The sequence below is a fragment of the Kordia sp. genome, from assembly GCF_965283645.1.
In the GTDB taxonomy this organism is placed as follows: domain Bacteria; phylum Bacteroidota; class Bacteroidia; order Flavobacteriales; family Flavobacteriaceae; genus Kordia.
Genome location: NZ_CBDIPG010000001.1, coordinates 2,160,272 through 2,183,640 on the forward strand (window position 1 = coordinate 2,160,272; position 23,369 = coordinate 2,183,640).

The window sequence follows — 23,369 nt, forward strand, 5'->3', positions numbered from 1 at the left end:
AAAGATAGTTCGTCTCTCTTACAATTTGTTTGAAACAAATCAACCTATAATTCGTCTAGTAGTTGACAACGAGTTTTAAAATAATTATGAAAACCAACCAACTTTCCAACATATTTCTTGTCATTCTCTTAGTAATCATAAGTATTGCGGCTTTTACTACACATTCATTTGAAACTGAGAAAAGAACCAAAAAAGCGGATCTAATTGAACTTTCGGATATTAAATACGGTATGTTTAATATTGATCAATGGGAAGAACAGTTTGCTGAAATTATCACGAAAAAACTAAAAGAATTAAAACTTACTGGGAACGATCGGAAAGAAGCGCGCATTAAAATTCAGGCGTTTTTATATAAATCCATTGATAAGTTTGAAACGACTTATAAAGCCGAAAATGATCGGAAAGCAGGTTATGGATTTTCATTAAAGAATTTCGGAGCTGACTTTTTTAAAATTTTTGGCGAATTGAAACAACATGTGCCTGTCATTACGGAAGATATTATTGATTTTCTGGAAAATGATGAAAATCGTGATAACATAAAAAAGTACATTCTGGAGCAAATCAATTCGTATACAGATGGTACTTTTCAAAAGATTGATTATACAACCTATAACCGTATTATTTCAAAATACAATGTTACAACCGAAAATAATTGTAAAGCACTTATTTCTATTCAGTTGAAAACCATCAACGACAAACAAAATATAATAAATTCTGTTTTACTAATTGCGTTTTTGTGTATTTTGTTGATCATTCTCTTTGAGAAAAATCAGTCAAAATTTAAAATTACAGTATACATTGTAGCCGCGTTACATTTGTTAGTTTTAGGTGTTTTTCTTCCAATGATTGCAATTGATGCACGAATTTCTTCGATGGAATTACAATTGATGGGCGAACCAATTTCGTTCACAAATCAAGTATTATATTATAAGAGTAAAAGCATCATGGAAGTTTCAAAAGTGATGCTTTCGCAAGGAGAAATCAAAGTAATGCTTGTTGGCGTTTTGGTAGCATTATTTAGTGTCATTTTTCCTGTTTCAAAGTTAATTTCAAGTATTTCGCTACTTTTTAAACGTTCGCTAAAAGACAACAAAGTTATTCGTTTTTTAGTATTTAAAAGTGGAAAATGGTCAATGGCAGATGTATTAGTTGTCGCAATTTTTATGTCGTATATTGGTTTTACGGGAATTATCTCGAGCCAACTAGGACAATTGGAAAACGGCATTGAAAGTTTAGACATTTTAACCACCAATAAATCGGAGCTTCAAAATGGTTTCTTCTTCTTTTTAGGATTTGTGATGCTGAGTATTTTTATTTCGCAAACGATTCAGAAATTGGTTGATAAACCTAAAACAGCTTAAATCACAATCAACTTTTCTTTGATGGCTTTGATCAACAAACCTGCGGTATTTTTTACGCCCAATTTGCTAATTAAGTTTTTACGATGACCTTCAATAGTACGCACACTTAGGAATAGTTTTTCGGCAATTTCGGCTGTGGTAAACTCTTGCGCAATCAATTCTAACACTTCTAATTCACGTGCTGTTAAATGGTAATCTTTCCCGATTTTCAACGGTTTTCCTGATTTGTTTTTTAATCCTTTTAATAATGCTTGTGATACAAATTCATTAAAGTAAAATCCACTTTTTACAACTGTTTTGATGGCTTCTTCCAACTCTTCACGCGTTGTATCTTTTAGTAAATAACCATTCGCGCCAATTTCCATTAAGTACGAAATCATACGTTCTTCTTTGTGCATGGTTAGAATCAAAATTTTTACATCAGGATAGGTTTCTTGAAGCTTTAAAGTAGCATCAACACCATTCATTTCTTCCATTTCCAAATCTAACAATATCACGTCTGGCACGTCATTTTTCAACTTGGTAAACATATCTTTTCCGTTGACAGCTTCCAATACAAGTGTTACGTCTGAAATTTTATCAAGTAATGATTTTATACCTTCTCTAAATAAGTTGTGATCGTCTACTAAACCTAATTTTATACTTTTTTCAGTCATGAGTTCATTGGTATTTTTATAGTTGCTTTCATCCCCGATTTTTGCGCATTAAAATGTATTGTTCCTTCTACTACGGACAATCTACTTTCTATATTTCTGAGTCCAATTCCTTTTTGGTTTAAATATTCTTGTTGTAAACCAATTCCATCATCTTCATATACAATTTTCAAGGTATTTCCTTCATTTCCAACAGTGATTGACAGGTTTGATGCCATTGCATGTTTTAAGGTGTTATTGATTAATTCCTGTATAATTCTGTACAGATTTAATTCGTGTGCTTTCGCGATAGGACTCGTAGTAACATCTACAAAAATTGCTTCCAATTTACCCGCATCATTTACAGTTTGCACCAAAGTATCAACCGCTTCTAATAGTCCTAATTTTTCTAGAATTACAGGTCGTAAATCCTGAGAAATATTTCGAACACCTTGAATCATGGTATCAAAAAGTGAACGCATTTTAACTGTCGTTTTTGTCAATTCTTCTGGAGAAAGTTCTGGAGAAATTTGACCTAAGTACAATTTTGTTGTCGTTAACAAAGCGCCAACATCGTCGTGCAATTCTTTGCCAATTCGGGTCCGTTCTTTTTCTTCACTTTCAATGGCAACAGCTAGTAATTCTCGTTGGTAAGCTGCTTCCATTTTCTGATGACTTTTTTGTTGTGCTAGCAGTCGCTTTTGATATACAATAAAAAATAAAATTACCGCTAAAGCAAGTACAAAAAACATAACCATTCCGATGATTATGACTTGTAACGTTAGTGTTGATTCGGATTCACCCATATAGCAATTATGAAAAATATGACTAATACAATGTTGACAATAGCATGCAATCCCCAAACTAAAAAGTTAACTTCAGCTGCTTCAGTAGATATGCTATTACTAATAAAGAATAAGAGCAAGTTACTTGAAAAATATATTAAAAAGCCTGCATTGCCCCAAAACATTGGATTGCGTTCCAACGAAGTGTATTTAATTTCTTTGAGTAATGTGTAAAAATAACTGATTGACAGAAAGATAACTAAAACACCTAACATTGTGGTTGCGTTTGAGTTGAATGTGAAAATGCTCTGAAAATAAAACGTGTTTATGATGCAAAATGCCGTAAATACTACCGCTATAATTGTAAAAACACGTTGGGGAAATAGTGTATGCAACGCATCTTTGTAAATGTATATAATACATAGAAATTCAATAATGGTATAAATGTGATATACTGGTAAGTTATTGAGTTTTTGATACCATAAAATGTTTGCAATGAGCTCTGTAATGGAAAATAAAACGATTAAATACATTAATTTTTGTTGCATTCGCGACAAACGATAGTACTTCCATATTCCTATAAGTAACGGAAGTACTATTGTTAATGACGATAGTAATCGAAGATTTCCAAAGAGTTCTCTACTCATTGCGTTCTATTTAACATGTTGGTGGGCAAGGACTTGTATATTCAATAAATACTTCTTTTCCTTTACTAAATTCTAAAATACCTTTTAGTCCAAATGTTTCGTTATCTGTATCTTTATTTTCATATTCAAATCCTAAAACTGGTGTAAAAGATATTTGATATTTATCAGAAAACTTGTTCATGTCTATTCCAGAATATAGAGTTATTCCATTAATAACATCTAGTTTTTTGATTACTTTCTCAATAATTTCATCACAAATTTCATAATACTTTACACGTACCGTAGCTTCAAATCCAATATCACTTTTTGTACGTGCTGTAAATAAATCATCAATTAAATTAATGTCAATCGTATCCCAATTTTTACAGATTATATTTTTAAATAATTCTGGCACTACTTCAGATTTCCCATGATTAGGTCGCTTTGCAATAATGGAATTTAGCTTGAAAAAATGTTTTTTATCATCAACATCTAGTACTTGTAATACAGGAAAAAAGGTGAACTCTGATTTATCTTGAGCATTCAACGCCATGTAAATTCTGAGTTTTTTGATTGATTGTTTAATTTCATTAAAATTAACTACAGCATCAGTTTTGTTCATACTAAAATTGCTCGTTCGTTCAAACTGACCTTTCCCTGTATTTAATTTATGAAAATGATGCGCTAGTTGTAATACATTTTCTTCTTCCCATCGTTCAATTTCGTCTGAATAATCTTTTGTCTTTGTATGCGTACTCTCGTTTTTCATGATAAAATAGTTTATGTGATTAATACTAATTTGGTAGTGCTTTCTTTTTTTCAATATGATATAAAACTAGACAAAAAACCACGTCGTTTCTAGTAAAAAAGGTATAAACACGTAAAAACCACTATTAATCACGGGAATCTACGGAAGTGTAATTTCAGTACTTACAGTCTATTATTTTTTCTGTGTTATGATGAATTTTGAAACATCAAACAATCAAACAGGGCGAAGCTGAAAACCCTTTTATAGAGTAAGCATTTATTCAAAATTTAATTTATTATGGGAAATGAAGAAAAAATTTCAAGACGTCAAGCTGCCAAAAAAACGTATTCTTGGGAATTAGTTACATTTGAAAAACAAGGTAAATTATGGCTAGAGTGGAGAACTGACGCACCTTTTAGAGCGCAAAAAGATAAGATTGAAGTCTATAAAGGAAAATGGCCACACAATCCTGATTCTGAAGCTACTGCTTGGACATGGGCAGAATCTAACAGTCCAGTTGGTGGTTGGAATTCAGGTATTGAGTTCGGTTCAGATTGGTACTGTGCTCGAATTGCTCAGAAAGCTCCAGATGGACCTTATGTTTATATGGAGCAAATTATAACGAAAGGCTAAGCTTGCTTGTTTACGGTGTTTTCTTAACACACAACACAACCTTTTCTTATTTTAAGGATCTATTATTAAAAGCTGCTAATTATGCCAAAGTGAAATGATTATGATTTTAGAATTTGAGAAAAATTCTTTCTATTATTAAAGAAATCATACTGTCATTAGAGCTTCGTTTTTTGCAAGATGAGCATAATTATTATAGTTTTTAAAGTTTTTATTTCATGAAGAAGCCTTTCTGCTCGAACACAGAAAGGCTTCGCTTTTTATAAACTAATTCGCAGTTATAAATTATATTTTACGCTTAAAATTAAGTAGCGTGGCTGAATAAAATATTCACTTGTACTTGTTGAGAAGTTATTTGAATTGTCTTGGTTCAATGATTTTGTGTTTAATAAGTTTGTCCCACTTAGGGTATATTCCCATTTACTATCTTTCTTTTGGTAGGCTAAATCTGCTTTTAGGAAACTGTAACTATTAATCGTGCGTTCTTCACTTTTGTAATTGAAATACGAATAGTCTGCGGTAAACACGAAGCTTTTTAAGAAATACGCATCTACATTTACAAACGGACTATTTGTGGTAAATGTGTTGGTAATGTTACCTTGATCGTATTTGTTGATTGATAAATTATATCCAACTTCAATATTTGGAGCGTTTCTAAAGTTTGTACTCAAACGTGTTTGATATGATTGTGTAAACGATTCATTCACATTTCTATTTCCGTTGATTTCTTGTGTAAATTTCGATAGCGAATAACTTCCACCAACTGACGCTTTTAGTTTTCCAAATGTACGCTCAAAACGTCCATTTGCGCTAAAGGTTTCGTCTGCAAAGCTAGAGTTGAAAGGTGATGAAACACTGTTTGTACTTAACACATCTGGATCACCTGGATTTGTTCCAGGAATGGTTAAGAATTGCGAACGATTTCTGATTGGATCTACACGTTTGTTGTAATTTACGAAGGCAAATATATTTGTATAATTAAACATATTGAAACTAAAGTAACTTAAATTCAAGTTGTGCGATAATGCATTTTCTAAGGTTCTATTTCCTCTAAATAATGAATTGTAATTGTTAAAAATTAAACCTGTAGCCAAATTGTTTACATCTGTAAAATCGGTTTGCATTTGATATCTAAAATTGATGTTTTCAGAATTTTTCAATTGTAATCGAATGTCTACATCTGGCAAAAATCGTGTAAAAGTATCTTTAAATTCTGAATCAAATTGTGTATTCTTCACACTATATGCATGTGCCGTAATTCCTGGCGTAAATGTAAATTTCCCCGTTTTTATTTTATAATGCATTCCTAGATATGTATCACTAAAATTGTATTTTACATCATTGGTTACTTCCTGCATTGAGTTTGTCAAAGGAAATATACTTCCATCATCTAAAACCTGAAAAATTTCAGAATCAAATCGTTGTGTACTTAGTGTTGTTCCCACAGTAATGTTGATATTACTTTTATGGTTTAACACATACCAATAATCCAATCGTGCATCTAATTTATTTGTCTTTACACGTTTGTCCTGTCCAATGTTTAAACCAGATTGTGTTGTATTTAAGCCTAATATATCTGTAAACCGAAATTGTTCACTTTGCGCTAATCGAGCGTTGTAAAAAGGATCTTCATCTTGTAATAAATGTTGTGCTTCAAAAGCAAAGATGTTTTTTTCGTTTGCAGTATAATAGTAGTTGAAATTTTGATTGATACTGTACGGGTTTTGTGTTTGATTTTCATCAATATCACCTAATAAAGAAGAAAAGAAATCTGTACGTTCACCTTGATTCGACACTTTTACAAACGCATCATAATCTAACTGATTGTTTGAGTTTGGCTTGTACGTTGTACTCAACTTGAACAATCCTAAATCACTTTTTTGACGTGTATTTGTAATTGTGCTTTCATCAGGAATATTTTCATCCAAATAATTATTGATACTGTTTTCGCTAATTTCCGTTCGAGAACCTGAATAGATGGCAAAACCAGTAATATCCCAAGTTTTCTTTACAGCATAACTAAAGTTTGCCGCACCAAATTTAGAGTCAATTGCTTGCGCTCTGTTGTTTCGTAACGTTAGAAATCCGATATCGCTTGTAGCTACATTGAAATTCGTTCCAGTATTACGAGATGTATTTCTGAATCCGCCTGAAAAATTGAAAAAGTCTCTTCGTGTAAACGGGATTGAACCTATATTATTGAAATCTGTAATGATGTTTAGACTGTATTTCGGACTGTAATAAAACATCCTCGGATTTGCAATGTAACGTTCTTCTGGACCTGCTCCTGCTGTTACTTCTCCAAACCAAAAATTCTTTTTCCCTTCTTTTAGTTTGATGTTAATTGCCACATTATCTTGATCGTTCCCAAGTCCGCGCATTTGAGAAACATCGTTGTGATTTTTTAACACTTCAACTTTGTCAATAGCATCCGCAGGAATGTTTTTGGTTGCCAATTTACTATCGCCATCAAAAAACTCTTTTCCTTCCACCATTACTTTTGAAACGGTTTTCCCTTCTACTTCTATTTCTCCATCATCAGTAACTTCAACGCCAGGTAGTTTTTTCAAGACATCACCCAGTTTTTTTTCAGAACCATTTTTAAAGGAATCCGCATTGTATACAATCGTATCTCCTTTGATGGTTACGGGCATTTCATAGGTAAGTTCTACAGCTTGCAAACTGTTATCCGTTTTCATAACAAAGTCTTTTTTGATATCAGCTTCTTTTGTTGTGAGTGAATCATTGATAGTAGCAAGTCCTATGAAACTTACTTTGATAGTATAGTTTGTATTCTTTTTTAATGAAAGCCGAAAACGTCCTTCATGATTTGTAATTCCGTAGGAATCTAATGTGTTTGTTTTTTTATTTAATGCAATTACATTTGCTAATTCTAATGGATTTCCAAGTGTATCTTTCACGATACCATCAAGTGTAATTTGGGCATAGGTAGCCTGAACCATGCCTAAGCATAGCAAAACAATTACTATTTTTTTCATTGATTTTGTTTCTTCTGGTTAGCTACAAGCTTGGTAGTATTTTATCCTCTACCGCCACGTCCGCCGCGTCCTCCACGTCCACCACGTCCACGGTTGTCTTGCATTTCTTGCATTTTCTTTTTTACAATGTCATTGTATTCAGCACGTGTAACTTCTTTTCCTTTTGTTGGTTCTTCAATTGGATCTTTGTCATCAGGGTTCATCACAATTTTTGAACATAGAATTGTTGTTTTGTCAGCGCTTATTTCTAAGATTAAACCTGGTAATCCCCAATATTCTCCAGGTCCTTGATTTACAGGAATGTCTAATGTATACCAAGCAGTTACCAATATTTCTTTTGGCACTTCAACTTGACTCATCGGATCATTTATTGCTTTGATAGAATCTTGTTTTTTCTGTTCTGCAGTTTTATCATCATCATTGTTACGTCGTCTTCGCATGCTGCTAAAATCAAGTTCATCAACCCTTTTTAAGGCAGTTGCTTTGAAACAAAGATATTTTCCTATTTGTTTGGTTTCACCTTCCATTTTCCATGCAAGTTTTGGCAAATTGTCTTTGATTAAGAATTCTTTTCCAAAAAATTCTTTCGATTCAATCATGACACCATCTTTAACGTTTTTGTATTGTTTTCCAGGAGAAAAACTTCCCATCATCATACGTCCAAAACCACGTCCACCGCCTTGTCCTGGCGCTTCAATTCGTTCTTCTTCTTTGTATGTTGATGCTGATCTACTAAAATCTAATATGTATACTTTTTCTAGAAAGCCTTTCATACGTTCAGTAAGTCGTTTTTTCTGCTCTTCTGACATTTGTCGTCCGCCCCAGCTATCGTCCATTGTTGTTTTTGACTGATAATATGCTTTTCCTTGAAAACCTTGAGCAAACATGCTTGTTGTACATAAAAGTAAGCTCCAAATTAAAATACGTCTCATTATTGTTAGGTGTTTATTTTTTTAAATTTTTTTTGATGTTAGTACGTAACTAGGTGAAAAGTTACACTTTTAACATCATTTAGACCTAACATTTTGATGAGAGTTTAATCACGTTTCGTTAAATTTTTCATAATTTTCACATGAACGTTCCTTATATAAGCCGTTTCAGCGTAATAATGACTGTTTTAGCACTTCCGTTTTTATCTTTTAACACGAGTTCAATTTTCTTGTTTTTTTGTTTTAATAGCTCTCGATACGCTTTTATATTTGACATTTTCTTGCCATCAATTGATACCAACTCATCACCTTTACGAATTCCTTTTGCAAATGCTTCCGTATCTTTGATAACATTTGAAATTTGAATTTTTTTAGCTTCTTTTTCAATCGAAATTCCACTTAATGGAAATTCAAATTCATTTGTATACGTGTTGTTTGGTTTGAAATAAATCTTTTTGTTTTTATAGTCTAAGATTGTATTGAATCTGTTGATTATTTTCACACCTAAAATTCCTGCATATTCATCTGAAGCCATCACACCTGATTCACTTTTTGATAAGTCTATTGGCATTTCTCCAAATTCAAATTTAGCTAGTTTTACATTGGTTACTTTTCCTATTTTGAATGTTGAAGAAGTCGTTAAACTTTCTGCCTTGTTTTCAATCGTTTTTCCGATAATACTTTCTATTTTTTGTTTATTGACAAAAGGTGTGTTTAATAGAAATGTCATATTCGCACCAGAATCAAATAAAAAATTTCCACTAAACTTTTGATCATTTTCAAGCGTAAATTCCAATTGTATTTGTGGAATATTAGCAAAGTCTAACAAAGCTGGCAATGCTTTATATTCGTTCACATTTGCAATGTCATTTATACTTTTATAGAGTTCAATTGCATTGTCGTCAAAGTTGAGTCGTGTGACAAATTGTTGCATAATATTTGCACCTACAATTCCGTCAATTTTTTGATTTCCTCTTTTAGATAATCTAGACAAGTCAACTAAAACCATATGTGCATTCGCTAATGTAATATCTTGAATGTGCAGCTTTTGTGATAAGGCAATATTATACGTTTCTGATCCTGCCGCACCTTCTGTTGATTGCTGATAATCAGATGTTACCCCTAGTTTTTGGGCAACAGCTTCATCTAACACAATTGTTGATGCACCAGTGTCAAATACAAAATTTAAGAGTTCCGAATGATCATTTACCTTTACTTTAATGAACATCAAGTTATCATTTTCAAAAGGAATTGTGGCTACTTGCGCTTGTACAGTTGACACACAAATTAACAAACAAAAAAGTGAAACTACGCTATATTTTTTTAAATTCAATTTCATGATTTCAACAGTTTTTATCCTCCAATTTGAATTGTCATCTGTCCTCCTTCTCTTGCATTTCCACGATAGCGATCCATCATTTCTTTGGATTTTTTTTCCATGATTGATTTGAACTTATCTTGGTTTACTTTTTTACCTTTTGTCGGTTCTTTAATCGTTATTTTATTTTTAGGATTTAATATTATTTTACTACATATAATCGTTTCCGAACCATCATTTACTTCTAGTATTAAACCTGGCAATCCCCAATACATTGCCGGACCAGCATTTACTGGAATTTCGGGTGTATACCAAGCAGTTACTGTAACTTTTTCTTTGGTTAACTTTGATTCTTCTTTACCATCGTTAAGAGAAAAAAATGCTATTTTGTCTACTTCTATGGTACGTGTAGCTTTGAAACACTGGTATTGTCCTATAAATTTTGTTTCTGTGCTTAGTGTCCATTTTTTGTTTTCTAGCGAATCTTTTATTAGAAAGACTTTCCCAAAGATATCTTCTTGATTCGTATAGCGTTTTTCCTTCATATTTTTATATAACATGTTAGATTCACTATTTCCCATAACCATAATTTGCATTCCATCACTATTTGGTTGTGGTGCCGCAAGTTTTCCTTCTTCTCTGTAAATAGATTCAGAGGTGTCAAACGTTAGTTTGTATTCTTTTTGAAATTGTTTTTGTATCATTTCACTCATCTTTTTTTGCATGTCAGCATCTATCCCATTTTTTTCGCTTGTTTTGTCGATTTTGAAATCCATTTTACGACTTGTTTTATAGGTGGCTTCTCCTTGAAACTCCTGTCCGTTTACTAAGGTACTTACCAGAATAAAGACAAATACAATGATTGATTGTGCGTGGTTTTTCATAATTTATTACGTTCTTTTTGCTTTTTGATGTTACAAAGATGAATTAGAAAATCGCTTTTTTTGGTTAACGAACGTTAACGAGTGTTAACTATACAAAAAGAAGTTGTTTAAAAAGTATAAGTACGTCAAACTAAACTTGATTCAGTTTCACATAATTTTTGAAAATTAACATTTTGAGATTCTGCAATGATATTTTTCAAACCTTTTTAGGCAATCTCTTTTTGAAAGTAAAGATATTTTACATCTTATTTCAATATATTTTTTAGGACATTTCTAGTATTGGTTAGGACAATTTTACGGTCAGTTTCCATATCGCCTAAATATCGAATGGTATCATTCTTTACAATAAGTAAATGTGGAAATCCGTTGATTTCTAAACTATCACGAATCATTTCAAATTTTTCTGCAAACACCGTTTCGTAATCGTAATCTAGTTCTTCTATAATATTTAGTGTTTTTTCGTGTGTATCACGTTTTAGTGGAACATTTGCACTGTAGAACTTTACTTTGGAATTCCCTTCAAACTCTTGTTTTAGTTTTTCAAATATTGGAAATTCTTCAAAACACACACCGCACGTTGTTGACCACAAATCGATAACTGTGACTTCTGTATCAAAGTTTATTTTTTCTTGATTCAATGACTCAAAAGCAATATTGGGAAGTTTTTTGTTTTGAAACGCGTCTGTATTTCTAAAATAGTGAATTGCATTAGGTCGCACCAACACACACACAAATACTAATAATATCGGGAAATATGCAAACTGTAATTTATGCTTTCTTGCCCAACTTCCCATCAATTCACTTATTGGCATCATAATAATGTAAATTACTGTACCAGCAGTAGTCGCTAAACGCATAGGCAATAGTATCAAAGTGATAAAGATTATTGTATTTAAGAGTGAAATACTAATATCTTTTGATTTAGATGGTCTTTTGCCTGTCATCCAATAGCTAACTAAAAAAAACGAAATACAGGTGGCTGGAAACATTTTGGGATGATTCCCATTAAAAATTACTCCATAAAACAAATAAATAAACATTCCCAATAAGGAATTCAATATGTATTTTAAATACTTTTTTCGTGTTTCTTTGTTCATAATCTATCCTAAATCTGGTCTACATAAACCTATACATGGTTCTTTAAAAAACCAACCACAATTATCTTTTGTTACGTCACAAGCATCTTTTCTTTTGTCACAAGGTCCATCTAGACAACCAAATCCCCAATCGCAGTCACAATCTTGTTTACCTGGATCAAAAGCATCTTCTGCCATATTTGTGTTTTGTGTACTGATTCCGTTTTTGTCTATATCTTCTAAATAACCAAATGCACTGACAACAAAACGTTGTGACCAATTGAATTCCTGAATTCCTTCATCACGCAAACCGTTTAAATACTTTTTTTCTTTTTGAGTGATGGAAACAGAAAAATCACTTTTATTAACAAAATCTTCAAATTTCTTTAGCAATGCACGTTCGCCTTCGTTCAAATCTAAGGAATTTATTTGTGCGAATTTATCTTTCCAGATTTCTTTTTTTCTGTCAGATGTCAATGATCTGTACATTGCACGCTGTTGCTCATTGGAATAGGTGATTATTTCCGCTCGATCCATTTGTTGAATCGCTTTCAAGTTTTCTTTTACGAAAGCATCTACACTTTCATCACAACTGTAACACACTTCTTCTTGATTGCAACCTAAGAGTAAAAATTGCAGTACAAATACGTATAAAATTGATTTTCTCATAAACTGTATTGTTATAAATTAATAAAAAACAATCTAATATAAAATATTTTTTAATATAATTTACCTACACTTTAATTTATTTTTTCTGTCATTTAATCGTCATTTTACAAAAGTTATTTTTTGTTAACGAGTGTTAACCAATTGTTTGTTATCCTAAATAACTTCTTACATTTGACCTGATAAACAAATCAAAATGAAGCAACAACAATCTTCTTGGGTTTTATATTTTATTATTGCAACTATTGCAATTACGGTTGTTGTACAAGTATATTGGAACTATAAAAATTATCAAGTAAACAAACAGCAATTTATCAATCAGGTTCAGATTAGTTTGGATAACGCCGTAGAAGCTTATTATGCTGACATTGCCAAGAAAGATAAGTTCATGTTTATATCCATGAATGCTACAAATTTTGAAGATATTGATCAATTAAAAAAAATTAAAAATATAAATTTTAATGCTATCATACCTAAGGGTGATAACCTTCCTGATACAATTATTATTGATGCTAGCGGAAAAGGACTTACTAAATATCCTCAAAAAACTATTGATTCGTTAATAAACTCAACCGAATCAACAATCAGAACGAAACTTGCAGAGTTGAGCAAAAACAATCAAAAATATAAAGATAGCATTCGCTTATTCAACGAGGTTTCCTCTTTATATTTTTCTATTTCTGAAGATTCACTAAATTTTAAAAAGCTACAAACGTTTTTAGACATGGAATTAGATAGAAAACAAATTACAGTTCCATATCAACTAAAACAATACTATCATGATGCTATTATTGATGAACTAAATGTAGCTGTGCTTCCGGAGCATTTTTTAAAGACATATGCTAAATCTACGTATTTGAAACCACACGAAAAGCTGGAGTTACAGTATGCAAATATTTCAAAAGTAGTGTTGCAAAAGAGTTCCGTAGGCATTTTGTTATCCACGTTACTTTCCTTGGCAATTATAAGTTCTTTAGTATATTTATTGAATGTTATTAAACGTCAAAAACAGTTAGCAGAAATTAAGAACGATTTGATTAGTAATATTACACACGAATTTAAAACGCCAATCACAACGATTTCTACAGCTTTGGAAGCAATTCAACATTTTGATGCCTTGAAAAATCCTGAGAAAGCACAAAAATATTTATCTATTTCTGACAAACAGTTAAAAAAGTTACACGTAATGGTAGAAAAGTTGTTAGAAACAGCAACGTTGGATAGTGAAAAGTTATTGTTGAAGAAAGAACGTTTAAATGTGGTAGATTTTGTAGAAAAAATCACGGAGAAACACCAAACACTTGATTCCGATAAGAAAATTGTTTTTAGAAATAATACTGAAGAGCTCTTATTAGATTTGGATCCTTTTCACTTTGAAAACGCCATTACCAATTTAATTGATAACGCTTTAAAATATGGTGGCGACACAATTGAAATAAACATTGCAAAAGTGTTAGAAACTGTCGAAATTTCAGTTGCAGATAATGGCGCTTTTATTGAAAAATCGCAACGTGAAAAGATTTTTGATAAGTTTTACCGAATTCCAAAAGGAAATACACACGATGTAAAAGGTTTTGGAATTGGCTTGTATTACACCAAAAAAATTATAGAAAAACACAACGGAACCATTCAGTTGCTTTCGAATGCAAAACATACTATTTTTAAAATAACACTCCACGCATGAAGAAAAACACTGTAAAATTATTGCTTGCCGAAGACGAACCTGCGTTGGGACAAATTGTAAAGGAAAGTTTGGAATCGCGTAATTTTGAAGTGTTTCTATGTGAAAATGGTCAAATAGCATATGAAACGTATCAAAAAGTAACGCCCGAAATTTTAGTGTTAGATGTGATGATGCCAAAAAAAGATGGCTTTACGTTGGCACAAGAAATTCGACAAGAAAATCCGAGTATTCCAATTATTTTCTTAACTGCAAAATCGCAAGTGAAAGATGTTGTGGAAGGTTTTCAACATGGCGGAAATGATTATTTAAAAAAACCATTTAGCATGGAAGAACTCATTGTTCGTATTCATGCGTTGTTAGATCGAATTCATATTAAACAAGATCATGCACAAATTCCAATTGGAGCATATACTTTTAATCACACCAAACAGCAATTATCTCACAATGAAGAATTTATACAATTGACACATCGTGAATCTGAACTACTTTTCTATCTATCAGAAAAAAGAAATAATGTGTTAGACAGAACGTTTATTCTCAACAAACTTTGGGGAGATGATGATTTTTTCAACGCACGAAGTATGGACGTTTTTATTACGAAACTTCGTAAAAAACTAAAAAATGACACTTCCATTCAAATTGTAAACATACGAGGTTTTGGGTATAAATTAATCTGTTAAAATAGTATTGAGAAGTTAGTGTTGAGTATTGAGGTTTTTTAAAATTGACACCAAATCAATATCAATATATTGATCTATTTTCACATTAATACATTGCTTCATCAAAGTATGGCTCATTTTTTGTAATTTGCCAGTCATGAAATATCTGATTCTTTGTCTATTCTTGTGTTGTTCACTATTTTCATTCGGACAGAAAACAATTTCGGCTACGTTGCAACAGCAAGATAGTTTGTCTGTTGACCAATTTGTAGCAATGGACAATTTTGGTGCTTCCTACGTAATTCAGGATAATATTCTGATAAAGAAGAAAGACAATAAAAAGTGGCAATACAATAATTTTCAGATGGGAACAATTACTTCTGTAGATATTCTCAACCCATTGAAAATCACATTATTTTACGGAGATTTTAATACGGTTATCATTTTAGATAACACACTAAACGAAATTAAACGTATTGATTTTAATATTATCGGTTCTTTTAAAAATCTTGCAGCGGCTACAACAGCAACCGATCGAAACTTGTGGGTTTTTGATACCAATACGCAACAATTGGAAGTATTTAATTATGTTCAAGAAAAAACTCCGATTCAAAATTTACCAATTCCAGAAAAATTTATCACACAAAAAAGTAATTACAATTATTGTAGAGTTCTTACCGAAACTACCTTGTACACTTATAATATTTACGGAAGTTTATTGACACAACAAGAGTTGACAGGTGTTACAGACTTTTCCATGACAAACACGGAAGTTATTTTTGTAAAAGACCAACGACTTTATTACACCTTTGAAGAAGACGTTTATCTTATAAATTTACCTTCTGACAGAATTGCTATAAAACAGTTTTCGCTTCACGATGATATCTTGTATATTTACGACGGAATTGTATTGTATCAATTTCAACTCAAAAAACCAACAAAAGAATAAATAGAACGAATATTTTTAAAATCGATTGTAAAATCCAATAGTCTGATTTTAAAGCAAACACCTAATTACAGAAACACATGCACGTTGCAATTGCAGGAAATATTGGCGCTGGTAAAACAACTTTAACGAAACTATTGGCAAAACATTACAAATGGGAACCTCATTTTGAAGATGTGGTAGACAATCCGTATTTGGATGATTTTTACACACAAATGGAACGTTGGAGTTTTAACCTTCAAATTTATTTCTTAAATAGTCGTTTTAGACAAGTTTTACAAATTCGCGAAAGCGGAAAAAAGATCATTCAAGATCGTACCATTTATGAAGATGCACACATTTTTGCACCCAACCTTCATGCAATGGGATTAATGACAAATCGTGATTATGAAAATTACCAATCACTTTTTGAATTGATGCAAAAACTCGTAGACGCACCAGATTTATTAATTTATTTACGTGCGGATATTTCTACCTTAGTTGCGCAAATTCACAAGCGTGGACGCGATTATGAAAACTCAATAAGTATTGATTATTTAAGTAGATTGAACGAACGCTACGAAGCTTGGATTTCAAAATATGATAAAGGAAAATTATTAGTTATTGATGTTGATAATTTAGATTTTGTAGACAATCCAGAAGATTTAGGAAGCGTTATCAACAAAATTGATGCAGAAATACACGGATTATTTGAATAATAATTTTGATATATAATACCAAAGCCATTCCGTAAAAGAATGGCTTTTTTTGTGACTTATTTTTAACACCAGTTTGTTTCTACAACACAACCTCTACAGTGAATTGGGTCACTCGCTGGATGATTATCTGTGTAACAATTATTAGTTCCACAATTGTTGGTCCCGCAATTTCCTGTTCCGCAATTGCCTGTTCCACAATTGCCTGTTCCGCACAAAACAGGAGCCGTTACATAACCTCCGTTAATGGATTCTAAGTTAGAAACTCGATTTTTTCCTAATGATAATTTCGTTGTTAATTTCTTTTTTTTCATGATATATATTTTATAATGGTTAATAAGCACTTATAAAATACAATCTTATCTCTCTGACTACTAGCATTTAACCATAGTTTTTGTACGTGTATACACGAAAAAATATTAGTTCTGCTCAAAATTGTTTAATTTTCTATGCTTAAAAGTCATTTTACACGTATGCTCAACTTTTTTAAAGGATCAAAAGATAAAAACACGAAAACGATTGCAAAATTGTATGTTGCCAATGCCTTTTCAATACAAGATTTAAAATCGCCTTTAGTAACTTTTTTTGAAAACTCAGCCATTACAGATGCCACATTTAAAGAAGTTCATAATGGTTTTTGGGTAGATTATTCAAGGGAAACCAATGACAAAAAAGGTGTAATTACAGCATCTCGATTGCAATTATTGCAAAACGAAACTGTTGTATATGTTACTGCCGAAACTTTAGAAATAAATCCTGCAACGTATGAAGAACACAAAGAAGCAGCAAATTTTGACTTGCAAACTCAAACATTTTTCATACAACTACAAGAGTATTTATTAGCCGTACAAAATGATGATTTATATGCGCTAAATAATGCTACAGGAATTTCATTTGTAACCACGCTCGATTTAACCACGAAGAATTTCATATTTCATCAACTGCTGACCAAAGAATATGTATTGAGTATTTTAGGAATCAGCGAATTAACTCCGAAAGATGAAAATAATAGCTATCCAAAAGGTACATTTTGGCATCTTGTCGTCACTTCCGTGAGAACGTTTATTGTTGGAAAATCACCTGATAACGAAATGAGTATCATTGATATATCTAGCGAAAGCTTTCATATTGAAGGTAAAACTGGAAAAGATAAAGTAACGACAGATTCTTTAATTTTTTATACAGAATTCTTGAACGATTATTTGTATAATGAATTGTTACCAGTTATTGAAAATACAGGAAATCGTATTGGACTTTTTGGAGATATCTTAGTCAAAAAATACCATAAAAAAGAAGCACATTTGGCAATAGCTTCACGCCTATTTCAATTGCAAAGTACAACTTCAGATTTATTAGGTAACGAATTGAAAAGTGATTTAATTCTACATTTAAAACGATTAAAAGTTACAGAAGAACAACAAGAAGCAATTGCAACTGTTTTTGAAAAACATATACAAACACATGACATTTTTGGCGAAAATTTGGTCGCTATTGTGAATAATTGGACACTTTCGTATGATGAACAAAAAAAGTTATTGAACTTATTACAACCATTTCAGAAAAAGCAAACAGCTACGCATACAATTAAATTTCACGATCATTTTTATCAATTATTTAGCGCGAAAGAAAAAAAGGATGAAGTCATATTTGAATTCAATTTAAACTATGCAAAACACCTGAATAATGCAGAACGTTTTCCAGAAGCAATTGCACTGTACAGAACGATTTATGAAACGCTTCCTGATGATAGCATTACAGATTTATTGCCTGCAGACACCACAAATTTGCTGGAAGGTGAAGGCGGACAACAATTAAAAATCACCATTTTAGAATCAATTTTAAACATTCAAAAACAACTTGAAGAAGATATTTCTGAAACCGTACAGCAACTCGCGGAATTGCAACCTTTGAAACGAGCGCGTATTGAAGCGTTACTTACACATAAAAAACAACAGCAGAAAGCAAAAATTATACAAGAAGTTTTGCAAGCAAAAACCTTGACAACTGCAACTATTGAACATTCCAATCAGTATGAACGCTTGGAAAAGAAAGAAGTTTTAAAAGAAGTTGTGCCTAGTTGTTTTAAAAATGCAAAAGGTTTTTTTGATTCGTTAAATAATTTTATTGCGGCGTTAAATCCGCCAGATTATGAATCGGTGATTTCTTTTTCAGATCGACTAAACACGCACAATCATCCTGAAATTATGGAACGCATTACAGCCATTTGTTATGCGTTACAAATGAACGTTCCTGAATGTTATATTGGACGCGGCACGTATGCAACTGCTGTAATTGGTGTTGAAGGCAAACCTTCCTTTTTAATGATTGGAATTGACTTTTTGGATGCTGAAAATATTCGTTATTTGGAAGTGAATGCACTTACTTTTTTAATTGCTATTGAATTGGCACATATGTACTTTGAACATTCAAAAATTACCTCAACAGATGTTTGGCGCGGCGCGGCAGATAAAGGATTTACCGTTGTAAGTATGTTGCTAACTGTATTGCCATTTGTTGGAAATATTGGTAAAATTTTCGGGAATGTTGCCAATGTTGAAAAATACGGTAAAATTATAAGTCGTGTAGAGCAAGTTGCCAATGTTGCCGAAAAAGGACAAGGCATTGTAGAAGTAGGTGAAAAATTTAAATTGAATCCTTTTAGTAAAGAAAAATCGCAAGCAAATGATTCACAAAATTTATTAATTACATCCAGATTGATGGAAATTGTGGCTGATAAAGTTGCGTTATTGTTTTGTGATGATTTAAAAGCCGCTGTAAAAGGGTTATTAGTTAGCACACATGGTTTTGAACAGGATCATCATATTATTTCTCAATATGGCGTAGAAGCCTTTTTAGCACGAACTGACGAACAAGGTGCATTTGTGCATCAAGAATTAATTATCCGTTTGAAAAATATGTGTTCTTTCTACTTATCTGATACTTTCGAAAACTTAAAAAAACAATTGAATTCCCTATAAAACTGTATGACTTTAAAATCTTCCCTTGTACATTTCCCAGAACCGTATGAACGCACACCACATGAGGTTATTGATGAAAAATTACGTCTTTTAAACTTGAAAGATGGAGAATTACTTATTGATTTAGGTTGTGGAGATGCACGGAGTTTAATTGCCGCTAAAAAACTCGCAAATGTTACATGCATTGGATATGAAGCTTTGCCAAAAGCGTTGGAAGCGGCTTCTGAAAATATCGCAAAAGAACATATGTCTGATTGTATCGAAATTAAAGAAGAAGATTTTTTAGATGCAGATATCTCCAACGCAGACGCGCTCATTTTATATTTGACTAGAAATACGTTAGGTCAACTTTCGTTGAAATTGGAAAACGAATTGCCTGTTGGCGCACGAATTATAACTCATGATTTTGATATTCCTGCTTGGGAAGCTGATAGAGTGATTAATTTTATCTCTAGTAAAGCAATTGTATTTACATTTTATGTATATCAAAAAAAATAATTTGAAAATAAAAAAGCCGCAATCGTAACGATTGCGGCTTTTGAGAGTATAAGTGTTTGCTACTTAAATATTTTCTTCTTCTAACGTAACTGCATTGATTGCTACATTGGTTTTAGTAGCTTCTTCAACTTGTACTTGAATTACATTTTTGTTTACTTCTTCTGCTGTTGCTGTATCATCTGAATGACCTCCTAAAATTGGCGCAATTACCAATCCAATTAAACATGTTAGTTTAATTAAGATGTTCATTGATGGTCCAGACGTGTCTTTAAAAGGATCTCCAACAGTATCTCCAGTTACAGCGGCTTTGTGTGCATCAGAACCTTTGTAAGTCATTTCTCCGTTGATTTCTACACCAGCTTCAAAAGATTTTTTAGCGTTATCCCAAGCTCCACCAGCATTGTTTTGGAAGATTGCCCAAAGTACACCACTTACGGTAACTCCAGCCATATATCCACCTAACATTTCAGCGATTGCTAAATTATCCATTCCAAAAATCATAGGAACAAAAGCAATTGCTAATGGAAACCCAATTGTTAATAATCCTGGTAACATCATTTCTTTTAACGATGCTTTCGTTGATATAGCCACACATTTGTCGTATTCTGGTTTTCCAGTACCTTCCATAATTCCTGGAATTTCTTTAAACTGACGACGTACTTCGTATACCATTTCCATGGCCGCTTTTCCAACAGCATTCATTGCTAAAGCAGAAAATACTACTGGAATCATTCCTCCAACAAATAACATTGCTAATACTGGCGCTTTGAAAATGTTGATTCCTTCAATTCCTGTAAATGTTACATATGCCGCAAATAATGCTAATGATGTTAAAGCCGCAGAAGCAATGGCAAATCCTTTACCTGTTGCCGCTGTTGTATTTCCTACTGAATCTAGGATATCTGTACGTTCACGTACGATTGGATCTTGTTCACTCATTTCTGCAATTCCTCCTGCGTTATCCGCGATAGGTCCGAAAGCATCAATTGCTAATTGCATTGCTGTTGTTGCCATCATTGCTGAAGCCGCTAATGCTACTCCGTAGAATCCTGCTAATGCATATGATGACCAAATAGCACCTGCAAATAATAGAACTGATGGGAATGTTGAAATCATTCCTGTTGCTAAACCTGCAATAATATTTGTTCCAGCTCCTGTGCTTGATTTTTGTACAATTTCTAAGATTGGTTTTTTACCTAATCCTGTATAGTATTCTGTTACTGAAGAAATAACGCCACCAACAAACAATCCAACTAATGTAGCATAGAATACGCGCATTGCAGATATTTGAACTTTTCCTTCTCCGAAGAATTCCATTGTCATTGTTTCTGGTAGCATGTATGTGCATAAACCGAAACAAGCTGCAGCAACTAAAGCAATTGATGTCCAGTTTCCAACATTTAAAGCTCCCATAACTTGCTTTTCTTTGGCTTCGTTATTTTTAATTTTCACTAACATTGTTCCGATTACAGAAATAATAATTCCTGCTCCAGCTATTGCCATTGGTAATAATACCGGACCAATTCCTCCGAAACCTTCTGTTGTAATATTTCCGCCCATATCTTTAATGATATAGTTTCCTAATACCATTGCGGCTAATACGGTTGCAACGTACGAACCAAATAAATCTGCTCCCATTCCGGCAACATCACCAACATTGTCTCCTACGTTATCTGCAATTGTAGCCGGATTACGAGGATCATCTTCTGGAATTCCCGCTTCTACCTTTCCTACTAAATCTGCTCCAACATCTGCCGCTTTTGTGTAGATTCCTCCACCAACACGTGCAAACAATGCAATTGATTCAGCTCCTAAAGAGAATCCTGCTAGTGTTTCTAATACAATTGTCATATCGTCTGTAGATGTCCAAACACCTCCCATAAAGTATCGATAGAATATAATAAAGAACGCAGTTAATCCTAAAACGGCTAAACCAGCAACTCCTAGTCCCATTACCGTTCCACCACCAAAAGATATTTTTAAGGCATTTGGCAAGCTTGTTCGTGCGGCTTGTGTTGTACGTACATTTGTTTTGGTTGCTATTTTCATACCTACATTTCCTGCGTATGCAGAAAACACTGCTCCAAATATAAATGCAATTACAATTAGCCAGTGTGTTGTATCTACCACAATAGAAACAACAAATAATGCGATACTCACAATTACTACGAATATTGCTAGCAAGCGGTACTCTGCATTTAAGAATGCCAACGCACCTTCATATATATGATCTGAGATCTCTTTCATTTTACCGTCACCGGCATCTTGTTTCATTACCCAAGATTTTTTTATAAGCATGTAGATTAAGCCTAGTGCAGCTGCAACTATTGGCAAATAAATCATCATTGATTCCATATTTTTTTGTTTGATTTGTTATTTAGCGGCGTAAATGTAACAAAATCAAGTAGAATAAAAAACCTTCTAAATCGATTTAGAAGGCTTTTGTTGAAAATTTGTAAGGTATTGTTTTCTTTATATTGTGAAGTTGCCGTTTTTCTTGTGTTCACTAGATTCGTAACGTTCGATACATTTATCGACAATTTCGTAGGCTTCTTGTGCATTTCCCCATCCGCCAACATCAACTTTTTTCTTTTCTAAATCTTTATATACTTGGAAAAAATGTGTGATTTCTTTGATTCTGTGTGGATTTAAATCATCAATATCGTTATAACTATTCCAAATTGGATCACTTACAGGAACACAAACTATTTTTTCATCGGGTCCTTTTTCGTCTGCCATATGGAAAACCCCTATTGGTTTTACTTCCATTACACACATTGGAAATGTAGGTTCTGTTCCTAAAACTAATACATCTAATGGATCACCGTCAAGTGCTAGTGTTTCTGGGATAAATCCGTAATCTCCAGGATACATCATTGATGAGAACAACATTCGATCGAATCGAATTTTCTTTAAATCGAAGTCATATTCATATTTATTTCTACTTCCTTTTGGAATCTCAATTAGTGCGTCAAAAGTAATTTTCTCTTTAGCTGTCATATCTTCTTTTCGTATTCGTTTTTCTAAAATCGGGTGCAAATTTACGTAAAACCTATTGACTGACCAATTGACTAACATTAATATTTTGTTAGCTTTGTATGATTATTACTGTAATAATCAACTATTTTATACCATCTATTATTTGTAAGTAGGTCTATTTATAAAGAAAGTCTGTTTCAAAAAAAATATGATTCTATTAGATTTTGTTAGATTTGTAAAGGTTTTTTGCCTTTTCAATTGTTCGTGATATCCATT

Annotated in this window: 21 protein-coding genes; 8 read left to right on the forward strand and 13 right to left on the reverse strand. The window is 32.5% G+C overall.

What is annotated here, in order from left to right:
- Positions 1-86 precede the first annotated feature (86 nt).
- Positions 87-1,361: a paraquat-inducible protein A gene (locus ACQ654_RS09495; RefSeq protein ID WP_430410088.1), complete on the forward strand. Its 1,275-nt coding sequence runs from the start codon at positions 87-89 to the stop codon at positions 1,359-1,361.
- On the opposite strand, the gene ACQ654_RS09500 is transcribed toward ACQ654_RS09495, so the two are convergent.
- From ACQ654_RS09500 to ACQ654_RS09515, 4 genes are read right to left on the reverse strand one after another with little or no spacing between them, the layout of a single operon-like run.
- Positions 1,358-2,017, reverse strand: a complete 660-nt coding sequence (locus tag ACQ654_RS09500; protein ID WP_430410089.1) for a response regulator — start codon at positions 2,015-2,017, stop codon at positions 1,358-1,360. The two genes, ACQ654_RS09495 and ACQ654_RS09500, sit on opposite strands and share 4 nt — an antisense overlap.
- On the reverse strand, positions 2,014-2,799 hold the full coding sequence (locus ACQ654_RS09505; protein ID WP_430410090.1) for a sensor histidine kinase: 786 nt from the start codon (positions 2,797-2,799) through the stop codon (positions 2,014-2,016). The genes ACQ654_RS09500 and ACQ654_RS09505 overlap by 4 nt, the downstream gene beginning before the upstream one ends.
- Positions 2,775-3,425, reverse strand: a complete 651-nt coding sequence (locus tag ACQ654_RS09510; RefSeq protein ID WP_430410091.1) for a hypothetical protein — start codon at positions 3,423-3,425, stop codon at positions 2,775-2,777. Before ACQ654_RS09510 ends, ACQ654_RS09505 begins: the two co-directional genes overlap by 25 nt.
- A gap of 10 nt (positions 3,426-3,435) precedes the next feature.
- Positions 3,436-4,173, reverse strand: coding sequence for a hypothetical protein (locus tag ACQ654_RS09515; protein WP_430410092.1), 738 nt, complete (start codon positions 4,171-4,173; stop codon positions 3,436-3,438).
- A 276-nt stretch (positions 4,174-4,449) separates the two neighbouring features.
- Between ACQ654_RS09515 and ACQ654_RS09520 the strand changes: the two genes are divergently transcribed.
- Positions 4,450-4,785 (forward strand): hypothetical protein, encoded by a 336-nt coding sequence (locus tag ACQ654_RS09520; RefSeq protein ID WP_430410093.1) that lies wholly within the window; start codon positions 4,450-4,452, stop codon positions 4,783-4,785.
- Positions 4,786-5,060: 275 nt separating this feature from the next.
- On the opposite strand, the gene ACQ654_RS09525 is transcribed toward ACQ654_RS09520, so the two are convergent.
- The 6 genes from ACQ654_RS09525 to ACQ654_RS09550 all read right to left on the reverse strand — a co-directional run bounded on the left by ACQ654_RS09525 (position 5,061) and on the right by ACQ654_RS09550 (position 12,657).
- Positions 5,061-7,781 (reverse strand): carboxypeptidase regulatory-like domain-containing protein, encoded by a 2,721-nt coding sequence (locus ACQ654_RS09525; RefSeq protein ID WP_430410094.1) that lies wholly within the window; start codon positions 7,779-7,781, stop codon positions 5,061-5,063.
- Between the two features lie 41 nt (positions 7,782-7,822).
- Complete coding sequence (locus ACQ654_RS09530; RefSeq protein ID WP_430410095.1) at positions 7,823-8,713, reverse strand: GLPGLI family protein; 891 nt, start codon at positions 8,711-8,713, stop codon at positions 7,823-7,825.
- A 151-nt stretch (positions 8,714-8,864) separates the two neighbouring features.
- The gene (locus ACQ654_RS09535) at positions 8,865-10,049 is read right to left on the reverse strand and encodes an aspartyl protease family protein (RefSeq protein ID WP_430410096.1); all 1,185 of its coding nucleotides are present in this window, start codon (positions 10,047-10,049) and stop codon (positions 8,865-8,867) included.
- A gap of 14 nt (positions 10,050-10,063) precedes the next feature.
- A complete protein-coding gene (locus ACQ654_RS09540) occupies positions 10,064-10,912 on the reverse strand; it encodes a GLPGLI family protein (RefSeq protein WP_430410097.1) in 849 nt (282 codons plus the stop codon).
- Positions 10,913-11,157: 245 nt separating this feature from the next.
- A complete protein-coding gene (locus ACQ654_RS09545; RefSeq protein ID WP_430410098.1) occupies positions 11,158-11,769 on the reverse strand; it encodes a TlpA family protein disulfide reductase in 612 nt (203 codons plus the stop codon).
- Positions 11,770-12,012: 243 nt separating this feature from the next.
- Entirely contained in the window at positions 12,013-12,657 is a 645-nt protein-coding gene (locus ACQ654_RS09550) for a bacteriocin fulvocin C-related protein (protein WP_430410099.1), read from the reverse strand.
- Positions 12,658-12,850: 193 nt separating this feature from the next.
- Here ACQ654_RS09550 and ACQ654_RS09555 point away from each other — a divergent pair, with 193 nt between their 5' ends.
- From ACQ654_RS09555 to ACQ654_RS09570, 4 genes are all read left to right on the forward strand, one after another.
- Complete coding sequence (locus tag ACQ654_RS09555; RefSeq protein WP_430410100.1) at positions 12,851-14,338, forward strand: sensor histidine kinase; 1,488 nt, start codon at positions 12,851-12,853, stop codon at positions 14,336-14,338.
- Positions 14,335-15,018 (forward strand): response regulator transcription factor, encoded by a 684-nt coding sequence (locus tag ACQ654_RS09560; RefSeq protein WP_430410101.1) that lies wholly within the window; start codon positions 14,335-14,337, stop codon positions 15,016-15,018. Before ACQ654_RS09555 ends, ACQ654_RS09560 begins: the two co-directional genes overlap by 4 nt.
- Positions 15,019-15,154: 136 nt before the next feature.
- Positions 15,155-15,946: a hypothetical protein gene (locus ACQ654_RS09565; protein WP_430410102.1), complete on the forward strand. Its 792-nt coding sequence runs from the start codon at positions 15,155-15,157 to the stop codon at positions 15,944-15,946.
- A 77-nt stretch (positions 15,947-16,023) separates the two neighbouring features.
- Positions 16,024-16,641: a deoxynucleoside kinase gene (locus tag ACQ654_RS09570; protein WP_430410103.1), complete on the forward strand. Its 618-nt coding sequence runs from the start codon at positions 16,024-16,026 to the stop codon at positions 16,639-16,641.
- 62 nt (positions 16,642-16,703) lie between these two features.
- Here the strand turns inward: ACQ654_RS09570 and ACQ654_RS09575 are convergent, their stop codons facing one another.
- A complete protein-coding gene (locus ACQ654_RS09575; RefSeq protein ID WP_430410104.1) occupies positions 16,704-16,952 on the reverse strand; it encodes a hypothetical protein in 249 nt (82 codons plus the stop codon).
- A gap of 135 nt (positions 16,953-17,087) precedes the next feature.
- Between ACQ654_RS09575 and ACQ654_RS09580 the strand changes: the two genes are divergently transcribed.
- Together ACQ654_RS09580 and ACQ654_RS09585 are read left to right on the forward strand one after the other, a co-directional pair.
- Complete coding sequence (locus ACQ654_RS09580; RefSeq protein WP_430410105.1) at positions 17,088-19,616, forward strand: hypothetical protein; 2,529 nt, start codon at positions 17,088-17,090, stop codon at positions 19,614-19,616.
- A gap of 6 nt (positions 19,617-19,622) precedes the next feature.
- On the forward strand, positions 19,623-20,114 hold the full coding sequence (locus tag ACQ654_RS09585) for an SAM-dependent methyltransferase (protein ID WP_430410106.1): 492 nt from the start codon (positions 19,623-19,625) through the stop codon (positions 20,112-20,114).
- Positions 20,115-20,177: 63 nt separating this feature from the next.
- On the opposite strand, the gene ACQ654_RS09590 is transcribed toward ACQ654_RS09585, so the two are convergent.
- Together ACQ654_RS09590 and ACQ654_RS09595 are read right to left on the reverse strand one after the other, a co-directional pair.
- The gene (locus tag ACQ654_RS09590) at positions 20,178-22,469 is read right to left on the reverse strand and encodes a sodium-translocating pyrophosphatase (protein WP_430410107.1); all 2,292 of its coding nucleotides are present in this window, start codon (positions 22,467-22,469) and stop codon (positions 20,178-20,180) included.
- A gap of 117 nt (positions 22,470-22,586) precedes the next feature.
- A complete protein-coding gene (locus tag ACQ654_RS09595) occupies positions 22,587-23,114 on the reverse strand; it encodes an inorganic diphosphatase (RefSeq protein ID WP_430413018.1) in 528 nt (175 codons plus the stop codon).
- Positions 23,115-23,369 lie beyond the last annotated feature (255 nt).

Bases quoted from the DNA above. Each gene is read 5' to 3' on its own strand.
- ACQ654_RS09495 (WP_430410088.1), top strand. From the start codon at position 87: ATGAAAACCAACCAACTTTCCAACATATTTCTTGTCATTCTCTTAGTA.
- ACQ654_RS09500 (WP_430410089.1), bottom strand. From the start codon at position 2,017: ATGACTGAAAAAAGTATAAAATTAGGTTTAGTAGACGATCACAACTTA.
- ACQ654_RS09505 (WP_430410090.1), bottom strand. From the start codon at position 2,799: ATGGGTGAATCCGAATCAACACTAACGTTACAAGTCATAATCATCGGA.
- ACQ654_RS09510 (WP_430410091.1), bottom strand. From the start codon at position 3,425: ATGAGTAGAGAACTCTTTGGAAATCTTCGATTACTATCGTCATTAACA.
- ACQ654_RS09515 (WP_430410092.1), bottom strand. From the start codon at position 4,173: ATGAAAAACGAGAGTACGCATACAAAGACAAAAGATTATTCAGACGAA.
- ACQ654_RS09520 (WP_430410093.1), top strand. From the start codon at position 4,450: ATGGGAAATGAAGAAAAAATTTCAAGACGTCAAGCTGCCAAAAAAACG.
- ACQ654_RS09525 (WP_430410094.1), bottom strand. From the start codon at position 7,781: ATGAAAAAAATAGTAATTGTTTTGCTATGCTTAGGCATGGTTCAGGCT.
- ACQ654_RS09530 (WP_430410095.1), bottom strand. From the start codon at position 8,713: ATGAGACGTATTTTAATTTGGAGCTTACTTTTATGTACAACAAGCATG.
- ACQ654_RS09535 (WP_430410096.1), bottom strand. From the start codon at position 10,049: ATGAAATTGAATTTAAAAAAATATAGCGTAGTTTCACTTTTTTGTTTG.
- ACQ654_RS09540 (WP_430410097.1), bottom strand. From the start codon at position 10,912: ATGAAAAACCACGCACAATCAATCATTGTATTTGTCTTTATTCTGGTA.
- ACQ654_RS09545 (WP_430410098.1), bottom strand. From the start codon at position 11,769: ATGCGTTTAGCGACTACTGCTGGTACAGTAATTTACATTATTATGATG.
- ACQ654_RS09550 (WP_430410099.1), bottom strand. From the start codon at position 12,657: ATGAGAAAATCAATTTTATACGTATTTGTACTGCAATTTTTACTCTTA.
- ACQ654_RS09555 (WP_430410100.1), top strand. From the start codon at position 12,851: ATGAAGCAACAACAATCTTCTTGGGTTTTATATTTTATTATTGCAACT.
- ACQ654_RS09560 (WP_430410101.1), top strand. From the start codon at position 14,335: ATGAAGAAAAACACTGTAAAATTATTGCTTGCCGAAGACGAACCTGCG.
- ACQ654_RS09565 (WP_430410102.1), top strand. From the start codon at position 15,155: ATGAAATATCTGATTCTTTGTCTATTCTTGTGTTGTTCACTATTTTCA.
- ACQ654_RS09570 (WP_430410103.1), top strand. From the start codon at position 16,024: ATGCACGTTGCAATTGCAGGAAATATTGGCGCTGGTAAAACAACTTTA.
- ACQ654_RS09575 (WP_430410104.1), bottom strand. From the start codon at position 16,952: ATGAAAAAAAAGAAATTAACAACGAAATTATCATTAGGAAAAAATCGA.
- ACQ654_RS09580 (WP_430410105.1), top strand. From the start codon at position 17,088: ATGCTTAAAAGTCATTTTACACGTATGCTCAACTTTTTTAAAGGATCA.
- ACQ654_RS09585 (WP_430410106.1), top strand. From the start codon at position 19,623: ATGACTTTAAAATCTTCCCTTGTACATTTCCCAGAACCGTATGAACGC.
- ACQ654_RS09590 (WP_430410107.1), bottom strand. From the start codon at position 22,469: ATGGAATCAATGATGATTTATTTGCCAATAGTTGCAGCTGCACTAGGC.
- ACQ654_RS09595 (WP_430413018.1), bottom strand. From the start codon at position 23,114: ATGACAGCTAAAGAGAAAATTACTTTTGACGCACTAATTGAGATTCCA.